This window comes from Ningiella ruwaisensis (assembly GCF_004798935.1).
In the GTDB taxonomy this organism is placed as follows: Bacteria; Pseudomonadota; Gammaproteobacteria; order Enterobacterales; family Alteromonadaceae; genus Glaciecola; species Glaciecola ruwaisensis.
In genome coordinates this window covers 377,909-401,039 of the sequence record NZ_RAHT01000003.1, presented here as the reverse complement: position 1 = coordinate 401,039, position 23,131 = coordinate 377,909, and the positions used below count along the sequence as shown (strand labels likewise).

Genomic DNA, 23,131 nt, shown 5'->3' with positions numbered 1-23,131 from the left:
GTACCCAAAGGAGCAGATTATGACTTTATCAAAACTATCTCAAACGCTATTTATTTCTCTTACGTGCGCCATGCTAAGCAGCCCTGTGTTGGCAAAAATCAGCGAAGAGGAGGCCGCAAAATTAGGCAAAGAACTGACCCCAATAGGCGCCGAAAAAGCCGGTAATGCTGCCGGTACAATTCCTGAATGGACCGGCGGACTAACCGCAAACGCACAGTTGAAAAGCGATGATCCGGGCCGCCCGGATAATCCTTTTCCTGACGATAAACCACTTTTTACTATCACGCATGACAATTTAGATGAGTATAAGGATAATTTAAGCCCTGGCCAAATTGCCATGTTTGAAAAATACCCAAGCTATGCGATGCCTGTTTACCAAACGCGTCGCACGGCCGCTTATCCTCAAGCCATGTATGATGTGATTAAAAAGAATGCAACCACTGCCGAACTGATTCAAGGTGGCAATGGATTAACTAATTTTGACACCACAATTCCCTTTCCTATACCAGATTCTGCATTGGAAATAATATGGAACCATATCACCCGCTACAGAGGTGGCTCAGCCGAACGTATGTTTACTGCCATCCCTGTTCAAAGTGATGGTTCATTCGTCGAAGTAAAAATGCAGGATCAGTTAGTTTGGCCAGAATTTTTGGAAGGCGGACGGGATGAAGCTGACGATAATGTATTATTTTATTATCTGCAGCTAATTACCGCCCCGGCGCGATTAACCGGAACCGCTCTTTTGGTGCATGAAACGATTGATCAGGTTAAAGAAGCTCGCCGCGCATGGGTTTATAACGCCGGACAGAGACGGGTTCGCCGTGCGCCTAACGTGGCCTACGATGGACCAGCCGCTGGTACTGACGGACTTCGAACCGCTGATAATTACGATATGTACAATGGCGCACCTGATCGTTACGATTGGAAACTGGTTGGCAAAAAAGAAATGTATATTCCCTACAATTCATACTTGCTTCTGGATACGGACGCTTCTTACGACGATATCGTCATGCAGGGGCATTTGAACCCTGAATATTTACGTTATGAGTTACATCGTGTTTGGCAAGTAGAGGCTACCTTGAAAGATGATGCCCGCCATATTTATGCCAAACGTGTTTTCTTTATAGACGAAGATACCTGGGGCGCCTCTGTTATTGACCATTACGATGGTCGCGGCGAATTGTGGCGCGTATCAGAAGCGCATAATGTCATGTTTTATGATGTTGAAACACCCTGGATGGTTGCAGAATCCCTACATGACTTAAATTCCGGACGTTATTTGGTAACGGGCTTATCCAATGAAGAGCCACGGTTTATGACTTGGGGTAAAGAAGCTGACAGACGGGACTTTTCATCGTCAGCGCTTAGACGTCTGGGTCGTTAGGCCTATTTAGTATTATTGGGTTTTATTTAGTCAGGAGTTTGAAAAAGAGGTAAAAATATACAGTCGCCATTGTAATGATTTGCGCAGTACTTTGCGCAAATCTTACTTTTTGGCATACATTTTTACATGCGACTCAATCAATATGAGGACACATTTTCATGTCTTACAGAATTTTAGGTATCTTCTCACTCACTGTGCTTTTTACTGCGCATTTTTCGAGTCTTGCTGATACCACATCAAAGGATGCATCTGCGTCAACAAAAGCTTTTCAGCAGTCTATTTTAGAAGCCTTACCTTTTGAAGACAGGCGAGACTTTGAATTAGCTGAGAAAGGACTCATCAAACGGCCTGATGAAGTGACTATCAAGGATGAAAATGGCAAGGTTGTTTGGGAATTGGGAAATTATAATTTTTTGATGACAGACGAACCCATCGATACGATTCACCCTAGTCTGCTTCGCCAAGCAAAACTTAATATGCATTATGGTTTGTACAGAGTCACCGAAAACATTTATCAGGTGCGCGGCTATGACCTTGCAAATATGACCTTTGTAAAAGGCGACAGTGGTTGGATAGTGTTCGATACAATGCTGACTCCTGCTACTGCAAAAGCTGCGTTTGCGCTTGTGACCGAAGAACTCGGCGAATTTCCAATTAAAGCCGTCATTTATAGTCATGCCCATGCAGATCATTTTGGTGGAATAAAAGGGATTGTGAGTCAGGCTCAGGTAGACAACGGCGAAGTGCAGATTATTGCGCCGCGTGATTTTATGGATCATGCTATTAAAGAAAATGTGCTTGCCGGCAATGCGATGACGCGCCGAGCCACATATCAATATGGGAATGCCCTTCCCAAGGGACCAAAAGGACAAGTAGATGCCGCCATTGGAAAAGGTATTTCCAATGGATTTATTGGACTGATTGCTCCAAGCAAAGTCATCGAAGAAGACGAAGAGACCTTAATCATTGATGGGGTGAAAATGGTGTTTCAAAATACGCCAAACACCGAATCGCCGTCTGAAATGAACACTTACTTGCCACAGTATAAAGCCTTCTGGGCAGCTGAAAACGTCATTGGTGCCTTGCATAATGTGTATACGCTTCGTGGTGCTCAGGTAAGAGATGCCTTAGGATGGAGTAAATATATTAACGAGGTGATTCATAAATATGCAAAGGATGCGCAGCTATTATTCGCTTCTCATTCCTGGCCTCGCTGGGGAAATGAGTATTTACTTGAAGTGCTAAAAAAGCAGCGCGATCTTTACGGCTACCTGCACGACCAAACCTTACATTTAGCTAATCAAGGCGTGACAATCAATGAAATTCACAACGAACTAGAAGTACCCGATGTACTCTCTCATGAGTGGTATAACCGCGGATATCATGGGTCCTACTCACACAATGTTCGCGGAATTATCAATAAATACTTAGGCTTTTTTGATATGAACCCGGCTAATTTAAACAAATTAAGTCCTGCCGATTCGGCCCCGCGTTATGTGAAAGCGATGGGCGGTTCTGAAGCACTCTTGAAGCTTGCCAGAGAAGCTTACAATGCAGGTGACTATCGCTGGGGTGCTGAGTTACTGAATCATTTAGTATTCGCTGAGCCAGATAATCAGAGTGCTAGATTATTACAAGCAGATATGTTTGAACAAATGGGTTATCAGTCCGAAAGCGCGGGCTGGCGGAATACTTATTTGGCGGGCGCTTATGAATTGCGCTTTGGCAAGCCAGAGCAGGTCGATGCTGTTCAAGCCGGGCCTGACATGATCAGAGCCATGGACTCGGGGCTCATTTTTGACTTTCTAGGGGTTCGCTTAAATGCACAGAAAGCGCTTGGTAAATCCCTCAAAATCAATATTGTTTTTCCAGATGAAAATACGCGTTACTTGCTGGAATTAGAAAATGCACATTTGAACAATATCAAGGGAATCCAAGCGAAAGATGCCGACGTGACCGTGACGATGAACCGACGCGATTTAGACTTGATGTTAATGAAAGCTAAATCTTTAGGCGATTTAATTTCAGAGGGCAAAGTGACATTTGATGGTGAACAAGGCGCATTTACCTCGTTGTTGCAACTAACAGAAGAATTTCCTTTTTGGTTCGATATTGTAACGCCCTAATCGATTTTGCGGAAAAACACTTAACCAAAGTTAAAGAGAGCATCAAAGCGTAGCTTAATGCTCTCTTTTTTTTTCAGCTCTTATTTTCAGCTGACTTGATAGATTCTTTACATAAAACGAGTTTTGACTTTGATCTACCAAGAATTTTGACGCAGACTATGAACACGTGCAAATGAACAAAATGCTCTCCTTTCAGGCATCTTTTTATAAAGAGTTGATATAAAACGTATGAAAAATACCACTCGAATGCATTCACTTTATCTCACCTGTCTTCTTACATTTTGTATTTCTCTAATTGCCTGCTCAAACACCGACCAGCTTGCAGGTAATCAAACTGAACAAAGTCTTCGGCAGCAAGCCGTTGCCATGCCAGACCGCTTTTCTGCAAACGTAGCGATGGAAATACTCGATAAAGGCGGCAATGCTGTTGATGCGGCCATCGCTGCGCAATTTGCTTTAGCGGTAACACTGCCAGAAGCTGGGAATATCGGTGGCGGTGGCTTTATGGTGGTACATTTTGAAAACAGAGATGGACAAGGCAGCGAAAACACCTTTATTGATTATCGTGAAACAGCCCCTCAAGCTGCTCATCGAGATATGTACCTCGACGAGCAAGGAAATGTAAAACGCATGGAATCGCTGTTTGGCATACTAGCCTCTGGCGTTCCGGGGACCGTGTCTGGCATGCATAAAGCGCATCAAAGATATGGCTCGCTTCCCTGGGCTGAGCTTGTAGCTCCTGCTGTTAGATTAGCAAGAAACGGATTTGTTGTACCTGAAAAACTCGCCAACAACGTGAAGCGCTATTTAGAAAGAATAGAAAAGCGACAGCTCGACGTGAACTGTGCTGATTACTTTAGCGAATTGGAAAGTGGCAAAGTGTTCCGGCAAGCAGAATTAGCAAATACACTTGAGCGCATTCAAAACCAGGGCCCAGACGGTTTTTACAAAGGAGAGACAGCCAGTCTTATTCATGCATTTATGCAAAAACATGGCGGGCTCATTACTCGCGATGATTTAGCAAAGTATAAAGCAAAATGGCGCGAACCTGTCATATCGAATTGGCGAGAATATCAACTTGTGAGCGCAGCACCGCCCAGCTCTGGCGGGATTGCCGTATCCCAGTGGTTGCGCATGTACGATATTGTTAAACGTAATCAAAATATCGAGTTTTCGCACAACAGTGCTCCCTATATTCATGTGCTGTCTGAAATAGGAAAGCGGGTTTTTGCTGATAGAGCTGAATATTTGGGCGATCCGGATTTTTATGAAGTACCGCGCCAGGATTTGCTCGCGCAAAGCTATTTGGAGAACCGCGCTCAAGATATTCGTCTTGATGCTATTTCTGCTACCGACTCCATACAAGCCGGCTTGGACGAGAGTGAACAAACAACTCATTTTTCTATAGTGGATAAATTCGGGAATGCTGTTTCTAATACAACCACTATTAATTTAGGGTTTGGAAGCGGAATGGTGGTAGAAGGCGCTGGCTTCTTGCTTAATGATGAGATGGATGATTTTAGCGCAAAAGCGGGCGTTCCCAATTACTTTGGGGCAATTGGCGGAAAGGCTAATGAGATTCAGCCTAATAAGCGCATGCTAAGTTCAATGACACCTACCATTGTTTTACACAATGATAAATTAAAAATGGTGACCGGCTCCCCGGGTGGCACAACCATATTGTCGTCGGTCTATTTAAGTATTTTGCATGCACTTGAATTTGATTTACCAGTTCAAACGGTAGTGGATGCGCCGCGTTTTCATCATCAATTGCTACCCGAAGACGAAATTCGCCATCATCAGGGTTTGTCAGAAGAGGTCATCGCTGAATTGCAGGCCATGGGCTATACCACCCGCGAAAGCCGCTTTGGCGATGTGCATGTGGTTATTCAACGCGATGGCAAGTTAGAAGCTGCTTCGGAAAGCAACGGTCGCGGAAAGGCGTTAGTTAAGCCGAATAACAAGTAGGAAGAGCAGGTTTCATTCTTCTGATTTTAAGTTATTGTTGATTTGTCATCTGATATCTAGAAAGCCAAGCGCTCATTTTATGGGTCTGCATTTTAGCTGAACGATGACAGCAATCTTAAAACATTAATTTTTCAAGGAGCGAAAATGCTTAAATTAACTAAAAATGTAAATTCTGATTTACAAAAAACTAACAAAAAATGTGTCATAAATGACGAAAACTTAGCGTTCATTTCTGGAGCGGGACACTACGATCCGGGTAGCGCAACACCTTCGATTTTGGATTTTAATCATCATCGGCATCCGAATAATCAAAATCAATATGTGTATCGCGGCCCTTCAAACAATCGTATCTAAAGCGTTTAATCATTTGATGTAGGTATACTGCACTGTCAGAGTCTTATGTAAATTCTTATCAGAATGAGTCAATATCGAAAATGGGCTTTCACTAACAGTTTCTTATTGGACGCTCTTACTGGAAATAATGACGAACGAATTCTGACAGTGTATTTTAAATAAAGTTCACTTCTAACTTTCTCAATCATTGACTTCTTACCAAATTTCATTAAATTTATCGGGCACGTAGAAATTAATTCTATGCTTACGGGACGTTGAACGGATTTACACGTATTAAAACCGGGTTTTATTAGGGCGAGTGTTGACGCGTTTGGCAATCGTATTAGTAAATTACCTCACGTTAAAATACACAAGTCATTTATCAATAAACGTTCTATTAATAAAAATAATCACAGATATCTGGCCAACATTTATTTAACAAATATTCGTATGGTTTTAGTCGATATTGGGAACTTATTAATGAAAACAAAAACTAGAAAGAATCAGATAACGCTTGGCATTTTGCTCGCGATGGGTATGTCTGCAGTATCCACCACTAGCTTGCAAGCACAAGAGACAGAAACCGAAGAGGGCGCAACTGAAGTAGCCGAACGTATTCAAGTTGTTGGTTCTCGTATTCGTACTGATGCATTCGCAAACGAAAATCCGATCGATATCATTTCGGTTGATGCTGCTAAGTTTGAAGGTGTTCAAACCTTAGGTGAATTACTTAGAACCAGTACCGCTGCGGCTGGTGCAAGTCAGCTTACTGCTGCTTTGGGTGTGGGCTTTGTAACTGCAGGCGGTGCAGGCGCTGAGTCAGTATCACTTCGTGGTCTTGGCGCAAACAGAACACTCGTACTTGTAAACGGTCGCCGAGCAGGGCCAGCTGGTGTGCGTGGACAGGTCGCAGCCTTTGACTTAAACAGTATTCCTATCAGCGCGATTGAGCGTATCGAAATCTTGAAAGACGGTGCATCTGCACTATACGGTTCTGACGCCGTCGCAGGTGTTGTAAACATTATCCTTAGAAAGGGTGATGATAAAAATATTAACGTAGACGTAAGCGCTCCCGAAGAATCTGGTGGTGAAACTTTCCGTATTAACGGTACTTTTGGTGAAGAATACGCAGATGGTTCATTCCGCGTTACCGTAGACTACGAAAAAGTAAATAAACTTGCCCGTGGCGACCGAAACTTCTTTAATTGTACTGAGCGTTTACAATTTAACGCCGATGGTACCCGTGCAGATCCTATCGACCCGCGTACTGGTCGTCCTCACTGTTCAGAGGCTGGCTATGGTATTTGGTTAGCAGGTGGTGTATCGAATGCTTTCGGCGGTAGCTTGCAGGCTGCATTTGACTACGATGGTTTTTTTGCCGCTAATGGATATGACGATATTAACAATTCTCCTCGCAACGTTACTGATTTTCGTGCGCCGGGCGGTTGGTATCCAGTTTCTTTCCGCGATGACTATGCCTCTGAAGGTTGGTGGAACCTAAGACACCCTTACTTAGCTGCAGAAACAGTTATCCCGGAAGAAACGAATGCATCTATTTTTGCCACTGGTGACTATAAGTTGACCGAAGACATTACCATGTTTGCAGAGTTAATCCACAGTCGTCGTCAAACAGAAATTGATAACTATCGTCAGTTCTGGATTGCAGATATTGGTTTCCAACCTGCCTCTGTATTTGAAGAATTTGGCTTCTCTGGCGACGGTTTCTTGCTTCCGGTTGCACTTACTGACCACTTCAGTTCAGAAACAACTGTAGATTACACTCGCGGCGTTGTCGGTTTATCTGGTGATATCGGCTTCTGGTCGTGGGAAGCTTCTTATCAGCAAAGCCATAGTAGTGGTGAGTATGCTCAAGAAGTTATTTTCCAGGACTCTATGATCATGTCGCAACTTAACCTTCGCAACAACGTAACATGTTCGGGTGAGGTCACTGAGTTTAGCGGAAGAGAGTGTGTTGATATTAACTGGACAGATCCTAACTTCCTGTTCGGTAACCGTACTGACGCGCAAAACAACTTCCTGTTTGGCGAAGACATTGGTAACACTACGTATAAGCAACAAACTTTTGAAGCATTTATCACTGGCGATTTATTCGAATTACCAGCAGGTGAAGTAGCAACAGCGGTTGGTGTTCAATGGCAGCGTGATGAAATTAACGATGTCCCTGGACAAGTGACTCTTGACGAAAATTCATGGGGCCTTACTGGCGCGGGCATAACAGCTGGTGCGCAAACGTCTCGAGCGGTTTTCGGCGAACTTCGTGTTCCTTTGCTTGAAGGTTTAAAAGGTATTGAAACTTTGGATTTAACTGCGTCTGGGCGTTACACCGATGTTGATACTTACGGTTCTGATACTACGTTCAAACTCGGTGCAAACTGGACAATCACTGATGGCTATGCAATTCGTGCAAGCCGTGGTACATCATTCCGCGCACCAGCCTTATTTGAATTGTTCCTAGCTGAGCAAACAGGTTTTGGTGGACAAATAGCACTCGATCCATGCTTTGATTACGTAAACGCGTTTGAAGCTGGCGACATTACTGACACCGTGTTCGAAAACTGTCAAGCAGATGGAATACCTGCCGATTACACCATTGCTGGAAGCACTGCGACGCTTGTAACCAGCGGTGGTGCAGGTCGTCTGGAAGCTGAAACGTCCGTATCTGAAAGCCTTGGTTTTGTTTTCACCAGCCCTGAAGATACCTTCGCTTTCTCAATCGACTACTTCAAAATTGAAATTCAAGATGAAGTGGCGGTCTTAGGCGGAGCGGATATCATCAGCCGTTGTTATAACTCTATCGATTTTGCCAATGAGCCACTGTGTGACTTATTTACACGTCGAGACGGTTCAGACAACAATGACTTTGGTATTGAGCGTGTAAACGGTGGTTACGTCAATATCTCGCAGCAAATCGCGCGCGGTGTGGATTATAACTTCACTTATCAACAAGACTTTGACTTTGGTACCATTCGCTTTGACGTAGAGCATACGATGCAGATTGAGCGTGAAGCTTTACTGTTTAGCGATAGCCCAGAGAACAATCTTGTTGGTGAGAACGGTAATCCTAAGCACGTGGGTATAGCCCGTTTGTCTTGGTCGAACGATGACTACTTTGTTCAGTGGTCAGCGCAGTATTTCGATTCAACAAACGACTACGAATACTATGCGAGCGAAACAAACGAAACAACGCTTAACGGTGAAACCGTTACGTTTATTGACGAAGCGCCTTGGACGACATACCACACAGTATCTGCTGCGACATCTTTCTTTGATGAAGCCTTGGATGTGACTGTTGGTGTGGCAAACGTTTTCGACGATACACCACCTGTCATTTCGGCCAGTGGTTTTGAGTTAGGAAATGCGGCAAGATTCTCACAGTATGATTCAGGTTGGAGAGGACGCCGATTCTTTGCAAATGTAACGTATAACTTCTAAATCTGATTTAAAGTAGTACGTTCATTTCAAACGGAAAGTAAGCACAGCCCTTTTATACCCCAAGTATGAAAGGGCTTTTTTAACGGAGTAAGAAATGTTAACGATAAAAAAGATTGTAATTGCCATCTCTATATGGCTATTCGCGATGGGTTCTGCCCTGGCGGAAACTAAAGTAAATACAGAGGTATTGGAAGCTTTCGCAAAACAAGCCCAGTATTTAGATATTCAAATATCGCCTGAAGGTAAGTACATAGCGTCTACCTCACGCGCAGAAGATGGCAAGGTATTCGTTACCGTGCTTGATATAAAGGAGCAAAAAGTCACCGCTTTGATTCGCGGCAGTGGAAATCAGTCTGTTGGCTCAGTCACCTGGTTAAACGATGAAAGACTTCTACTTACCATGGTTCGTGAAATCGGTTCGCTTGAAGCCCCTGTACCAACCGGCGAATTACTAGCCATCGATGCTGACGGTTCAAATCAGGCAATATTAACAGGCTTTCGCTCAGAAACCGGAGACAAGCGTTTTAGCTTTGTAGTAGATACACTCCCGTTAGAGCCTGATGTCATTCTGGTAGGTAGTTCAAGCCCCAATTCAGAAAATCCATTTTTAGATATTGACCGAATGAAAATAAGCAACGGTCGTCGAGCCAGCGCTGGAAGAATTCCATTGCGTGCTTATGAAGGAGCAACCCCTGCCGTTATTACTGACAATAACGGAAATGTCTTAGTTGCTATTGCTGAAGATCCGAATAAAGATAACGCAATGGTTATGATGACCCGTACGTCAAAAGATGCAGAGTGGGAAGACTTTGCAGAATACCCAAACTACGAGCCATCTTTTCGCCCTTTCGGATTTTTACCCGATAACTTAACGCTCGTTGGCGTGAGTACCTTAGAGACTGACACCTGGTCTTTAGCAACGCTTAATATCAAGACCAAAAAGCATGAAGTCTTAGCCTCTCATCCTAAAGTGGATATTCAACCAATCATCGGTGAACAAAACGGTCTTTTCACTGAAGTATTTGGTGTGGGCTATGAATATGAAGAGATTGGTGCCATGTTTTTTGATGGGATAAAAGACGTGAAAACAGCGAGCGTAATAGCCAGTTTGTTTAACACTTTTAAAGGCCAAGCTATTTCACTTGCATCGTCCACTGCCGATAACTCAAAACTAGTATTGTCAGTAGGTAATGCTAACCATCCTCAAAAGTTCTATTTGTACGATAGTGAAGCAAATGGTTTGATTGAACTTGCTCAGTCTCGTCCCTGGCTAGATGACGTTGAAATTCCAGAATCTAAATTGATTACTTACAAAGCGCGTGACGGACTGGAAATTTCGGCTGTACTTACTTTACCCCCAGGGAAAGAAGCGAAAGACCTTCCCTTTATCCTATTGCCGCACGGAGGTCCACATGGTCCATACGATACAATTTCTCGAATGGATACGGACGCCAAAGTATTTGCCTCACATGGTTATGCAGTGCTACAGCCAAACTTCAGAGGTTCAGGCGGTTACGGTTTACCGTTTGAAAAAATGGGCTTTAGAAACTGGGGCACTACCATGATAAATGACATGACCGACGGCACGATGCACTTGGTAGAACAAGGTATTGTAGATAAAGACCGTATGTGTGTGTACGGAGGCTCTTACGGCGGATATGCCGCGCTTCAGAGTGTGGTGCGTGAACCCGATCTTTATCAGTGCACGGTAGGCTTTGTGGGAGTTTATGATCTTGATATGATGGAAGAGCTCGGTGATATACCTGAAAGACAAGCCGGCCTGAATTATCTTGCCAAAGTACTTCCTCAAGGAAAAGATCGTGATTTCCAGTCACCGATTAAAAACGTGGATAAAATCAAAGTGCCTGTTTTCATTATTCAAGGTGAAGAAGACCGTCGTGTGCCAAAAGAACAAGCTTTTGCACTTCGCGATGAGCTCGAAAAACACAATAAACCTTATCAGTGGATGATGAAATCAGGAGAAGGACATGGTTTTTACAAACCAGAAAACAACATAGAACGCTGGACTGAAATGTTGAAGTTCTTTAATCAGCACACTAGTAAGAGCTAAAAATCAGATTTTAGTAACACAAATAACTACGTAGTTGCTTATCTTATATATAAAAAGGCCCATGTAACTTTTGTTACATGGGCCTTTTCTATACTTAATGTTAAATTATTATCCATTAACCATAGAGCACCAAGACACAAACGCCTATTCCAATAGATGAAATGATTGAGCGGGTACTTTCTAGCCATTAACCAAAATTTCGATTCGATGTTCTCCGCTGTATTACCTGGTTTGAGTGATGAATTCAAAAGAAAGTGCTTTAGCTGCATCCCCTAAAGTAAACGCAACGAGACTTCTCTTAAACAAGTTCTTCCTGTCTGGCTCTTTTAGTCAAATCTACCATGGCTCTGCGCAAATCGTAATTTTCTGATATTTGATGTAAAAAAGGTATAAAACAAATATGCTTCAAATAGGCAATATGGAAACCTTCAGCAAAACAACTAAGCATTTCAGCTGCACTTTCTTCTTCCGCATTTTCAAGTAATTGTGGATGATTATCCTTTGTGTTTGAAAAGCTGTTTTGCAAGTGCGCTTTTGCGATAGCGACTAGCGCATCAGCATGGTCGTCATGCATATGACTTATTACTCCCTTTACTTGAGTTTGCAGAGTCGGCGCTGCGCTTTTCCAGTCGGTCTGACTAAACCAAAAAATATCGCCAAAGCCGCCTATGTAGCGCACACGTTCTGTTTTTAATAAGTAAAAACGAAAATCATGTGCTTGCACATATTTTTTTGCCTGTGGAAAAAGCGAGAAATATTGATGTTGCAGCTCTTTTGATACCTCATCTGCAACGGCGCGAGCTAAAACTGTGACGCGCGCACTCGCTTGACTATCTTGCTCATTTGCATCATGCACACATAAAGAAACATGAGAGTCGTTTTTCATATTTCTGGAGTGCTGGGCAATATCTGAAGCATAGATAATCAAATCGCCCGATTCTGACATGAGAAATGGCGTGACCGAGCCAAATGGAAAACCTTTCATGGATAAACTATTTGTCGACAATACGCCGCTGTGCTGGGCACGCATTAAAGCTCGTGCCTGTTGAATGTGTTGCAATTTTGAAGTCATTTTTTCTCCTTGGATGATTTAATTTCTGCCTGAGACTTGTCTCTTGATAGGAAAAGTCAGCGATTTACATATTGGACATAATCATCTTGTACTGGCAGGCTAAATATAGAGCTTGCTCTGTGCTCGACTATTTCGCCATGCACATCAAAACAATGGTTTAAGTTCTCTTGTGTAAATACCTCTTCGGTAGAACCAAAGGCCGTTAGGCGGCCGTGTTTCATTAATAAAATATATTGAGCGATGCTGGCCATGGCGTTGATATCGTGATCAATCAAGATCGCCGTTCCTCCCGATTGTGTAAACCAGCGAATTTGTCGATAAAGCGCTCTGGTCTGCTTTATATCTAAGGCACTCGCAGGCTCATCCAAGAGTAAGCATTTATTAACAAAACCTTTATGAGCTTCAAATAGCTGTAAAATAGCACGAGTAAACTCAACTAACTGGGCTTCACCGCCCGATAGAAGACTTAGATTCTGGGCAAGTAGCGCTTTTGCTCCTGTTTGATGTGAGATTGCTTCTACGCATTGTTGGCTTTGCTTTGAAGACTCTACAATGTGCTCTCGGGCAAGCAGAAGATATTCAAAAACAGGTAAATCAAAGGCATGCTGATGCATTTGCGCCACATAAGCTCGCGCATGCGCCAGGGATTCGATTGACCAGGCGCTGTGCGCCTTTCTGTTAAAATACACGCGTCCTTCATGGCTTGAAATCTCTCCTAAAAGCGCTTTGAATAGGGTTGATTTTCCGGCGCCGTTTGCACCTAAAATGACATTGATAGCTCCCCTTTTAAATTCGACATTTATGTTGTGAAGCAAGGTTTTTTCTGCCGCTTTGACTGTAAGTGATTGCACGCTATACATATTGCTGCCTCTTTTTTTCTCGCAATATTAAATAAAGGAAAAACGGAACGCCGACAGCTGATGTAATTAATCCAATAGGTAATTCTTGGGGCACAAGCACTATTCGAGACAAGGTATCAGCAAAGGTAACAAGTATGGCGCCAAGCATTGCGCTTGCTGGCAATAAAACCCGCAGATGCGAACCAATTAGCATGCGGCAAATGTGAGGAACAACCAGGCCAACAAAGCCTACGATACCGGTAAAACTTACGCAGATTGCGACCATCGCCGCTACAGCCAGCAAACAAAGCAATTTGACCCGATTAATTGAAACACCCATGTAGCTTGCGTGTTTTTCGCCCATGCTTATCAGCATCAGTGCGTTTTGCTGTCTGAATATTATTATCGAGCCAAGGATTACGACGCTAAGGCTAAGCAAAACAATTTCCTGATTAACACCCGCATAACTTCCCATGCTCCAAAACGTGATTTGCCGTAAGGTGGCATCGTCTGCAACAAAATTGATAAAACCAAGCAAGGTCATGGCACCGGCATTTATTGCAACGCCAGCCAAAATAAGCATTAGAACGCTTATTCCTGCGCGGGAAGAAGCAACAGTAAGCAAAAGAGCCAGCGTGAATAGCGCACCAATACCAGCCAATATGGGGATGAAAGCTGACATGATCCAATTCGGCAATGTAGTTAAAAATGCATCAAAACCGCTAAAGTGCACGGGTAGCGCACTTAAGCCCCACATGCCCAAAGCAGCAAATAAGGCCGCGCCTGATGACACACCAATTAGCCCGGGGTCGGCCAGCGGATTTCGACAGAGCGACTGTAATACTGCGCCGCTCAGCGCAAGAGCAGCGCCAGTAATTAAGGTCATGGCTATTCTTGGCATACGCAGCTCTAAAAAGATAAGACTTTGCTGTGCATATGTCATATTCTCTGGCGTATCAGAGTACCCGCCCCATTCACTTGGTGAGCTTGGATTTGCCGAACTATCGAATAAGCTATCAAATAAGCTATCGAATAGCTGGCTAGCCCAATAGGAAAAAACGCGACTTAAATCGATGTCTACTGCCCCGTTACTAAAGGCCATCAATACTGTAAGCGGGATCAGCAGCGCCAGGCTAAACAATACAAATCTCTCTTTTTGTTTGCGCGCATCTATCAGGCGAGCTATTTGGCTGCCGTCATTATCCGAATAACCAATTTGATTAGCCTTTAACTTGCTACGCATGACTTCATAACTGGCTTGCATAATGTCAGCTACTCACTTTGCCCGAGAATCAAATGTGGTGTCTTAAGTGCCTCTCGCATGCTTGACGCAGCGCTTGCAATACGAGGTGTAAGGCCTAAAAACTTAAGCGAATCGACAATCTGAATATTACAGCCTTTTTTTGCTGCCCATTGTTTAAGCGCAGGCATTGCACATAACTGCGACTGAGTTCTCCCTTGTGCTTGGTGAGATGGTAAAAACAATACATCTATATTGGAGCCTATGAGCATCTCACTTGAAATCGGTTTAAAGCCTTTAAATTGATCAAATGGATTTTCAATATTTAGTAATTGCATAATAAGGTTGGGCGTTGTCTGCGTTCCTGCCGCCATAATCCCTCGCTCGTTTACAGACATTAAAAATGCGGGTTGTATCGACGTTTGTAGAGATTTGACCGTATTCTGGCTGTTCGTTGGACTTGCGCTTAGCGCGCTTATTTCAGAATCAATTTTATCGATAAGTGCCTGAGCTTGAGGCTGTCGTTCTAGTTGATTGCCTATCGTTCGAATCAAGGTATACAAGCCATCAATCGACCTTGGCTGCTCAAGCTCAATTACTTCAACACCAAGACGGCTTAATTGCTGAATGACGCCATCAGGACCGCCACCTTCAAGCATCAGTAAGGTATCAGGTGAAAATGACAATATTCCTTCTGCGCTTAGCTGACGATAATAGCCGACTTTAGGCAAGTCGCTTACAGAATGAGGAAAGCTGCTACTTGTGTCCGTTGCCACCAGAGCGCCTTGTGCGCCTAAGGCATAAATTATCTCAGTAATGCTGCCCCCCGCACTTACGATCCTTTTGGGCACTTCGTATTTATTGTCGGTTGGCGACGCCTGTGCGGCTGTACTTTCTAAATGTGTATCTACGATGCCTGTATTTGTAAAACTATTCGCGCTTGCAGAACTACTGACGGTAAGTAAACCAGTAAAAGCAGACACAGAAAAAGCAGACAGTGTACACGCCAAAAACCAATGCTTTATGCTGAAACATTTAAATCGCTGCATCAAACACTCCTTTTCATACCTTGTAATTTAATGTTTAAATTTTTATTGCAAATGATAATAGTTCTTATTAGCATTTAAGTAAATACGAAAATACAAAATTTAACAAAAAGGATAAAACCATGAGTAACGCGCGAACTCTTTCGCAAGCTTTGAAAGACAGTATATGTTCAGTCAACAGGCAGCATGCTGCAGTCACAAAGAGCCTGCTTTTTTCTCTTGCTCTTTTTTTTTCAAGCACTCTTTTAAACAATGCTGTCGCAATGGCAGTCGAGGCAGAAACGGTTCCAGATAACGGCTTTGAAACCATTAGCGTTACAGGAACACGGACAATGCGCGAAATTAACGAAATCGCCGCAAGTGTCACGCGTATAGAGAGTCAGCAAATTGATGCAATAAGTGCGAACAATATCCGCGACATGCTAAGGTATGAGCCAGGCATTAGCGTGGAAGGCAACGGACGCTATGGTTTATCCAGCTTTAATATTCGCGGCATTAATGGTGATCGCGTGCTCATACTGCTTGATGGCGTCCCAGTCGCTGATGAATTCAGCTTTGGTCCTAACCTCTCCTCGCGTCGTGATTTTATCGATATCGATTTGATTTCCGCTGTGGATATTGTGCGAGGCCCCGCTTCAACGCTTTATGGAAGTGACGCTATCGGCGGTGTAGTCGCGTTCACAAGTAAGGCACCTGAAGATATTATAAAAAGCAATAATACGATAGGCGGGCGAATCAAGTTAGGCTACGACAGTCAGTCAAACGAGAGAATGCTTAATGCCATGCTTGGTGGTATTTCTGGCAATTGGCAATATTTATTCAATGCTGCCGCTCGATACTCTGATGAAAACGAAAGCTTTTTTTCTTCTTCGCACGACACGGGTATCAACTTTGGAAGCGAGCGGAAAAGCGCAGACCCGCAAGAAAATGATCAAGTATCTGCACTGGCCAAAATTATTTACCAAGCGTCAGATGCACACCGTTTTCAGCTTACGCTGGATGCATTAGATCAGCAGTCAGACACCGAATTGCTCTCGGAATCTGGCATCATTAGCCGGGGCGTGTTGACACAAAACAGTGTCGGTGAGGATAAACGAGAGCGTTCTCGCATATCTTTCGATTATCGCTACACTCCAACAGATGCATTGCTTAATTTAACGCGTATACAGCTTTTAAGCTTTTATCAGAATTCACTGTCTGAACAAGATACCTTTGCAGAGCGACTGGCTTTAGATGAAACTGCGCAGGTGAGTTCACGTGAAAGACATAGCGAGTTTGAACAAGATATTACCGGCGTGTCAGTGCAGTTTGATCATCAATTTAAAGCGCTTGTAGAACACTATCTGATTTATGGCTTAAGCTATGAGAAAACAAAGTCCACATCATTGCGAGAGGGCGCAACCTTTGACGCTCAAAGCGGTGAAGCACTCCCCGAGTTTTCAATCTTTCCAGCAAGAGACTTTCCGCCCTCAGAACTTACTGAGCGCGCGATATTTATTCAAAACGAAATGTCGTTTTTTGACGAAAAATTGCGATTAAGCCCCGGCATTCGCTACGATAGCTTTTCTCTAAATGTAGAAGAAGACGCTTTATTTAGCGCTGCCAACCCTGGTGTAAACGTGGAAAATTATGATGATAGTCAAGCCTCAGCAAAACTTGGGCTCGTCTTTTCACCAAACAAATCCCTGTCGCTTTGGTATCAATATGCCGAAGGATTTCGCATTCCGCCCATGGACGATGTCAACATTGGGTTTACCAACTTTGCGGGTGGCTATACCTCTTTATCTAACCCCGAACTTGAAGCCGAGAGCGTCACCAGTCATGAAGTTGGATTGCGCGTTTTTCGCGACGCCTTCGACTTTTCAGTCAGCGTTTACGACAATCAATACGACAATTTCATCGAATCTTTAGCACTCGTTGGCTTTAATCCCCAAACCCGCCTCTTGGAATTTCAGGCGCGCAATTTGGACTCTGTAAACATAAAAGGGCTGGATGCACAAGCGACTATTTTCCTGGGAGAAATTAATGATGCAATGGAAAACTGGCTACTACGCATGTCCTATTCGCGTCAGTTAAGTGAGGATAAGAGCACGGGTAATGAACTTGACTCAATACTGCCTTCCCAAGGCGTATTGGGGATAAGCTACGGTGACTATGATGCAAAATACCGTGTTGAATTGGCGGCAACTTATACTGATGAAGCCAATGTGATTGAAGCAGCGGCAGATTCACCAGCGTTTTTTCAGGCACCCTCGTATACGCTACTTGATCTCATTGGTCATTATCAGATCTCAGAGGATATTCGTATTAATGCAGGGCTTTTCAATCTTACAGACAAAGAGTATTACCTTGCTTCAGAAGTTCGCGGTCGAACCGTAAGTGAAAATCTCGGACGATTTTCTGCAAGCGGTCGTCATCTTTCTGCGAATCTTATTTGGACTTTTTAGGATGAATAATTTCATTCACACGCGTTCGTAAAGCGGGTATAAGCTTAGTCTCAAACCAAGGATGCTTTGCCAACCAGCGATTATTTCGCCCTGAAGGATGAGGCAAGGCCAATTGTTGCGGTAAAAGCGACTGATAGTCTTCCACCGCTAAGCTTAGGTTTTTATACATCGGTAAGTAAGCATGCTGAGCATATCGTCCAATAGTAAGAACGAGTTCAGGATCAGCTGTTTGTAGAAAAAGTGGGTGCCATTTGGGCGCGCATGGTTTTAGAGGCGGCGCATCTGCGCCGTTTTTATAACCCGGGAAGCAAAAACTCATTGGCAACACGGCAAACTTTCCGCTCTCATAAAAACACTCTCTCTCTACGCCAAGCCAGGCGCGCAATCTGTTTCCTGATGCATCATTCCATGCGATACCCGATTCATGGGCCAGCCTTCCAGGGGCTTGGCTGATGAGGATAATTTTTGGATTGTGAGGCCAAATAAAAATAGGCTTAGCTTGATGAGGCAGCTGCGCCTCGCAATAATTGCAGGATTTTGCCTGTTTTATGAGTTCGTTTGACAAAGTATATCCGCTTAAATTAGTTTACTGTCTAAAGTATACAGGAAGAATGATCATGCTTAATCGCCAACGTAGAACCATAATAAAGGGCATAGCCGGAGCAAGTGCTTTAGGCTTAAGCAGTGCTGCAGGCTTTGCTTTTAGCGCACAAAACTCAAGTTCGATATCACTTAAAGGTAACATCAAACACTCGGTGAGCCGATGGACTTACGGCGATTTATCCATTGAAGAACTTTGTAAAACAGTTAAAAGTCTCGGTTTTAGCGCCATTGATTTAGTGGGTCCTGAAGACTGGCCTGTATTAAAGCAATATGGCATTGATTCTTCCATGTGCAATGGTGCAGAGCTCAATTTGGTGGATGGATTTATTCACCCCGAGCATCATGACCAGTTGGAAGAGCGCTATTTAAAGCACATCGATTTAGTCTCTCAAGCGGGATATAAAAACCTGATTTGCTTTAGTGGCAACGCTCGCGGGATGGACCCAGACACCGGCCTAAAAAATGCAGTGGCTGGCCTAAAACGTATTCTTCCCTATGCTGAAAAGAAAAATGTCACTATATTCATGGAGCTATTTAATAGCAAAATTGATCACCCTGACTACATGGCAGACAACACGCCTTGGTCAATTGAATTAAGCAAGCAGCTTAACTCTACGCATTTTTCTTTGCTTTACGATATTTATCACATGCAAATTAATGAAGGCGATATTATTCGCACTATTCGTGACTATCACCAATATTTTGGTCACTATCATACAGCTGGCGTGCCTGGTCGTCATGAAATTGATGATACCCAAGAGCTCAATTACCCTGCGATTTGTCGTGCGATAAAAGATACTGGATTTACGGGCTATTTAGCGCAAGAATTTATTCCAACTCCGTCATCAAAAGAGGGTAAGATTCAGTCCTTAAAAGACGCTATCCAAATTTGCGATGTTTAAGCCTTTATAAATCAATGCTTTTAATTGATTAATACGTTCTTTATACATTTGTAATTTACCAATGGCGGGTTTAGTCTAAACTACATCATCAAGTAATGACTTTCAGGAAATACAAGTGCTTCATATACGGCGTAGCAAAAACCCATTTAGCTTGCTTGTCTGCTTCTTCTTGTTTTTTGTTTGTTTACAAACATCAAATGCGGGGGCCCAGGAGGCGAGCAACATTTATATTGGCAAGCTTAACTTTTTGGAAGAAAAGGTCATTACAGATTTAAGCGCGATTACGCAAACTGCAAGCTACACCAATCAACCCTATTTTTTCAGCGAACATGAGCTTTATTATACGCAAGCTGTTGCCAATGCCAGTGGCGATAAGAGCGAGCAAATGGACACCTTTTTATACAATGTATTGGAGCAAAGCTCGACAAACCTTACAAATTCAAAAGAAAGCGAATATTCGCCTACGCCCTTGCCCAGCCGAAAGGGCTTTTCCGTTATTCGCGTTAATGAAGCAGGTAAACAGGAGTTATGGTCCTACAATAAGGAAGGCGAAGCATTGAAGCATTTAGTACCTACAATCGAACCTGTTGGCTATCAGGTTTGGCTAAATAAAGATGAATTGCTTTTATTTGTGCTAGGTGAGCCTAATACGCTTCAAAGAGTCGATACACGAGAGCCTTTGGCAAAAGGACAAATCATCGATAATAAAATTGGGGCCAGTCTCTTTCGCTTTCAGCAGTCTGACTGGTTTTTGTATACTCGGCAACATGATACAAACAAAGCGCCGATGCTCAAAGCCTATAACGCGTCTACCAGAAAAGTCGTCGATATTGGTAGCTTACCTGAAAATAGCCAGTATTTTTCTGTCTCTGCCACCGGCCACCTTCTGACAAGTGACACCCTCAAACTTCATCATAAACGCTTAACTATTTCAGGCGGAAAACCGGTATTTAAGGGGCCCTGGACGCAGGTTGTTGTGGGTAATGAGGATTGTCAATCCGGCATTTCCCGAACCGCTATCTCGAATTTTGGTGACCGCGTAGCTCTGGTGTGTGAGAGCAAATAAGAACCCCAAAAATACATTGCTTATAAAGAGAGTGAAATAATGGGCCAGCATTTTGATAAAGACCACTTCACCCCCACAGATCACGATATTTTTAGAAAACGCCTGCACAGTCAGCTGGCTGAGTTAAAAGAAATAATTGAAGCGCCTAATTTTTCATCTGGTGCTGCCAGCCTTGGGGCAGAGCTTGAGCTTTATATTATTGACAAAAAAGGGAAACCGCTTCCCATCAACGAGCTTATTTTAAAAAAGTTACAACATCCCTTGCTAACCGAGGAACTAAACAAATTTAATCTTGAATTTAATCTATCGCCCGTGAAGGCATCAGGTAAACCTTTTAGCGAAATGACAAAAGAGCTCATGCCGTTTTTGTCGTCGCTAAAAGCAAGCGCTAAGACGCAAGAAGCAAAGATTGCTTGCATTGGTATATTGCCGACGCTGGATAGTTCGCACTTACAGCGGGATTTTATGACCGACATGCCTCGCTACCGTGCACTGACCAATGAGCTCACTGCCTTAAAGGGCGAACCGTTTATTGTGGATATTAATGGTAAAGATTCACTGAAAATGGCTTGTGATGAAGTGACACTTGAAGGCGCGAACACCTCATTTCAGGTGCACCTGAAAGTACCCGGCGAACGTTTTGCCGACCTTTTTAACGCCGCGCAGCTTACAACACCGCTAGTCCTTGCGCTTGCAGGCAATTCTCCCACATTTTTAGGGCAGCGCCTATGGTGCGAGACGCGAATTGCACTGTTTAAACAAAGTATAGATAACCGAATTCACTCTTTAACAAACTGGCGGCAGCCTGCGCGGGTATCATTTGGACACGGTTGGGTTCGCAAAGGTGCCTGGGAACTGTTTGCCGAAAATGTTGCGCTCTATCGGCCTTTATTGCCCTATGTATCACCCGATAACACCGCCTTCGCCGAGCTTAATTTGCACCACGGTACCGTTTGGTCATGGAACCGGGCCGTGTTCGATGCCGGTAAGCACCCACATTTGAGGATAGAGTATCGAACTTTACCTGCCGGACCAACAGTTGACGACATGATGGCAAATGCAGCCTTTGCCGTTGGTTTAACTCAGGCATTATCAGCCTACATGCCCGATATGCTTAACAAACTGCCGTTTGAATATGCAGAATATAACTTTTACCGGGCGGCGCAAAACGGCCTCGATGCCAATATTCTGTGGCCGGGCCCTAAACAGCACTATTTGCAAGAGCACCATGTGTGCGATGTAATTGGTAAATTATTGCCAGAAGCGGAAACGGGGCTATCACAGTTAAACATGGACTCAACTGAGATATCAAAGTATTTGGGGATTATCGAAAGGCGCCTTGCAAGTCGACAAACAGGCGCACAATGGCAGCTTAAACAACTCGATAAGTATCAGCGCAAGTACGATAAGTCAGAAGCCCTTGAATGGATGTTAAATGACTATATGGCGCTATCGGAGAGTAATCTCCCTGTGGCGCAGTGGTAAAGCCATCAGGACGATAAACAGGTGATACATGAGTAGCTTAAAACTAAATCATATAAATCAACCTCATCCTGATGAAGTGGGTGCAACGCTCCTTGATTTTTTGGTCCAACTTGGTGGCGCAAGCATTATTCACATTGACGGTAGGGACAAGAGTCGTTGTCGCGTGTTGGTAACCTTGTTACATGGCAACGAACCATCGGGACTCAAAGCGGTTCATAAGTTGCTCAAAGAAGGTTTTGTTCCCGAAGTAAATCTTAAAATTGTCATTGCCTCAGTTGTGGCGGCAAGAACAGAGCCGGTGTTTTATCATAGAATGCTGCCTGGTCAGCAGGATCTTAACCGCTGCTTTAACTCCAATAGAAAAGACCTGCAAACAAAACTTGCCCACAGCATTCAAGCTTATATTGATTCTTTCAAACCCGAAGCGGTCGTAGATTTGCACAACACTTCTGGCAGCGGCCCTGCCTTTTGCGTCAGCACCCATCAATCAGCAAAGCATCTGACACTTGCTTCGTTTTTTACCCATCGATTGATTTATACCGATATCCGTTTAGGCTCAATCATGGAACAGGATTTCAACTGTCCGATCATTACTGTTGAAGCAGGTGGGGCGCAGGATGCAGAGTCCGATATTGTAGCGTACCAAGGTCTTAAAAATTATTTCTCCTCAAAGAACATTTTTGTATTACGGCAAGAAATTGAATTGCTCGCTTTGCCCAGAAGGTTAGAGCTACAGGCCAATACAAGTATAAGTTATAACAGTGAAGCGCAGCCACTGGATATTACCTTGCGACAGGATTTGGAGTCGTTTAACTTCTGCACCATTGCAAAAGGCACCACACTGGGCTGGTCGGATAAACAATTAAACGAAGTTTTGTGCCTTGACCGACCCAGTATTTCACTGAGTAAATGCTTTGAAATCAAGGAAGGACTCTTTCGCAACGTCTGTAAAATGACGCTATTTATGGTGACAACGCGAGTGGATATTGCGACCTCAGACTGTTTATTTTATTTTGCGCCGGCTTGATGCGCTTCAACGCGAACGCTACGCAATTTGAAAGTTGGCAAAATCTGCAAAGCACTTGCTTTGTTT

The 23,131-nt window shown here is 43.6% G+C and carries 16 protein-coding genes; 11 read left to right on the top strand and 5 right to left on the bottom strand.

Annotation, left to right across the window (positions count from 1 at the left end):
• Window positions 1–19 precede the first annotated feature (19 nt).
• The 6 genes from D6V41_RS08140 to D6V41_RS08115 all read left to right on the top strand — a co-directional run bounded on the left by D6V41_RS08140 (window position 20) and on the right by D6V41_RS08115 (window position 11,338).
• The gene (locus tag D6V41_RS08140) at window positions 20–1,387 is read left to right on the top strand and encodes a DUF1329 domain-containing protein (protein ID WP_136250974.1); all 1,368 of its coding nucleotides are present in this window, start codon (window positions 20–22) and stop codon (window positions 1,385–1,387) included.
• Between the two features lie 158 nt (window positions 1,388–1,545).
• Window positions 1,546–3,513, top strand: coding sequence for an alkyl/aryl-sulfatase (locus D6V41_RS08135; protein WP_136250973.1), 1,968 nt, complete (start codon window positions 1,546–1,548; stop codon window positions 3,511–3,513).
• Window positions 3,514–3,741: 228 nt separating this feature from the next.
• A complete protein-coding gene (gene ggt / locus D6V41_RS08130) occupies window positions 3,742–5,481 on the top strand; it encodes a gamma-glutamyltransferase (RefSeq protein WP_421907730.1) in 1,740 nt (579 codons plus the stop codon).
• A gap of 144 nt (window positions 5,482–5,625) precedes the next feature.
• Window positions 5,626–5,835 carry a hypothetical protein gene (locus D6V41_RS08125; protein ID WP_136250972.1) on the top strand — a complete coding sequence of 70 codons (210 nt, stop codon included), beginning with the start codon at window positions 5,626–5,628 and terminating at the stop codon, window positions 5,833–5,835.
• Window positions 5,836–6,294: 459 nt separating this feature from the next.
• The gene (locus tag D6V41_RS08120) at window positions 6,295–9,267 is read left to right on the top strand and encodes a TonB-dependent receptor domain-containing protein (RefSeq protein WP_136250971.1); all 2,973 of its coding nucleotides are present in this window, start codon (window positions 6,295–6,297) and stop codon (window positions 9,265–9,267) included.
• Window positions 9,268–9,361: 94 nt separating this feature from the next.
• On the top strand, window positions 9,362–11,338 hold the full coding sequence (locus D6V41_RS08115) for an alpha/beta hydrolase family protein (protein WP_241664474.1): 1,977 nt from the start codon (window positions 9,362–9,364) through the stop codon (window positions 11,336–11,338).
• A 298-nt stretch (window positions 11,339–11,636) separates the two neighbouring features.
• Here D6V41_RS08115 and D6V41_RS08110 read toward each other — a convergent pair whose 3' ends face one another.
• Genes D6V41_RS08110 through D6V41_RS08095 form a run of 4 tightly spaced genes read right to left on the bottom strand, consistent with a single transcriptional unit; the run spans window position 11,637 to window position 15,538 of the window.
• Window positions 11,637–12,410 carry a HugZ family pyridoxamine 5'-phosphate oxidase gene (locus tag D6V41_RS08110; protein ID WP_136250970.1) on the bottom strand — a complete coding sequence of 258 codons (774 nt, stop codon included), beginning with the start codon at window positions 12,408–12,410 and terminating at the stop codon, window positions 11,637–11,639.
• A gap of 56 nt (window positions 12,411–12,466) precedes the next feature.
• Window positions 12,467–13,270 (bottom strand): ATP-binding cassette domain-containing protein, encoded by an 804-nt coding sequence (locus tag D6V41_RS08105; RefSeq protein ID WP_136250969.1) that lies wholly within the window; start codon window positions 13,268–13,270, stop codon window positions 12,467–12,469.
• Window positions 13,263–14,513: a FecCD family ABC transporter permease gene (locus D6V41_RS08100; protein WP_241664473.1), complete on the bottom strand. Its 1,251-nt coding sequence runs from the start codon at window positions 14,511–14,513 to the stop codon at window positions 13,263–13,265. The genes D6V41_RS08105 and D6V41_RS08100 overlap by 8 nt, the downstream gene beginning before the upstream one ends.
• An 8-nt stretch (window positions 14,514–14,521) precedes the next feature.
• On the bottom strand, window positions 14,522–15,538 hold the full coding sequence (locus D6V41_RS08095; RefSeq protein WP_136250968.1) for a heme/hemin ABC transporter substrate-binding protein: 1,017 nt from the start codon (window positions 15,536–15,538) through the stop codon (window positions 14,522–14,524).
• A gap of 119 nt (window positions 15,539–15,657) precedes the next feature.
• Between D6V41_RS08095 and D6V41_RS08090 the strand changes: the two genes are divergently transcribed.
• Entirely contained in the window at window positions 15,658–17,982 is a 2,325-nt protein-coding gene (locus tag D6V41_RS08090) for a TonB-dependent hemoglobin/transferrin/lactoferrin family receptor (RefSeq protein WP_136250967.1), read from the top strand.
• Here D6V41_RS08090 and D6V41_RS08085 read toward each other — a convergent pair.
• Window positions 17,966–18,547, bottom strand: coding sequence for a uracil-DNA glycosylase family protein (locus tag D6V41_RS08085; RefSeq protein WP_136250966.1), 582 nt, complete (start codon window positions 18,545–18,547; stop codon window positions 17,966–17,968). The genes D6V41_RS08090 and D6V41_RS08085 overlap by 17 nt on opposite strands.
• Window positions 18,548–18,599: 52 nt before the next feature.
• On the opposite strand from D6V41_RS08085, the gene D6V41_RS08080 reads away from it, so the two are divergent.
• From D6V41_RS08080 to D6V41_RS08065, 4 genes are all read left to right on the top strand, one after another.
• Window positions 18,600–19,487, top strand: coding sequence for a hydroxypyruvate isomerase family protein (locus D6V41_RS08080; protein WP_136250965.1), 888 nt, complete (start codon window positions 18,600–18,602; stop codon window positions 19,485–19,487).
• Between the two features lie 115 nt (window positions 19,488–19,602).
• A complete protein-coding gene (locus D6V41_RS08075; protein ID WP_136250964.1) occupies window positions 19,603–20,553 on the top strand; it encodes a hypothetical protein in 951 nt (316 codons plus the stop codon).
• A gap of 39 nt (window positions 20,554–20,592) precedes the next feature.
• Window positions 20,593–22,038: a glutamate-cysteine ligase family protein gene (locus D6V41_RS08070; protein ID WP_136250963.1), complete on the top strand. Its 1,446-nt coding sequence runs from the start codon at window positions 20,593–20,595 to the stop codon at window positions 22,036–22,038.
• Between the two features lie 28 nt (window positions 22,039–22,066).
• The gene (locus D6V41_RS08065) at window positions 22,067–23,065 is read left to right on the top strand and encodes a M14 family metallopeptidase (RefSeq protein ID WP_136250962.1); all 999 of its coding nucleotides are present in this window, start codon (window positions 22,067–22,069) and stop codon (window positions 23,063–23,065) included.
• Window positions 23,066–23,131: the final 66 nt, after the last annotated feature.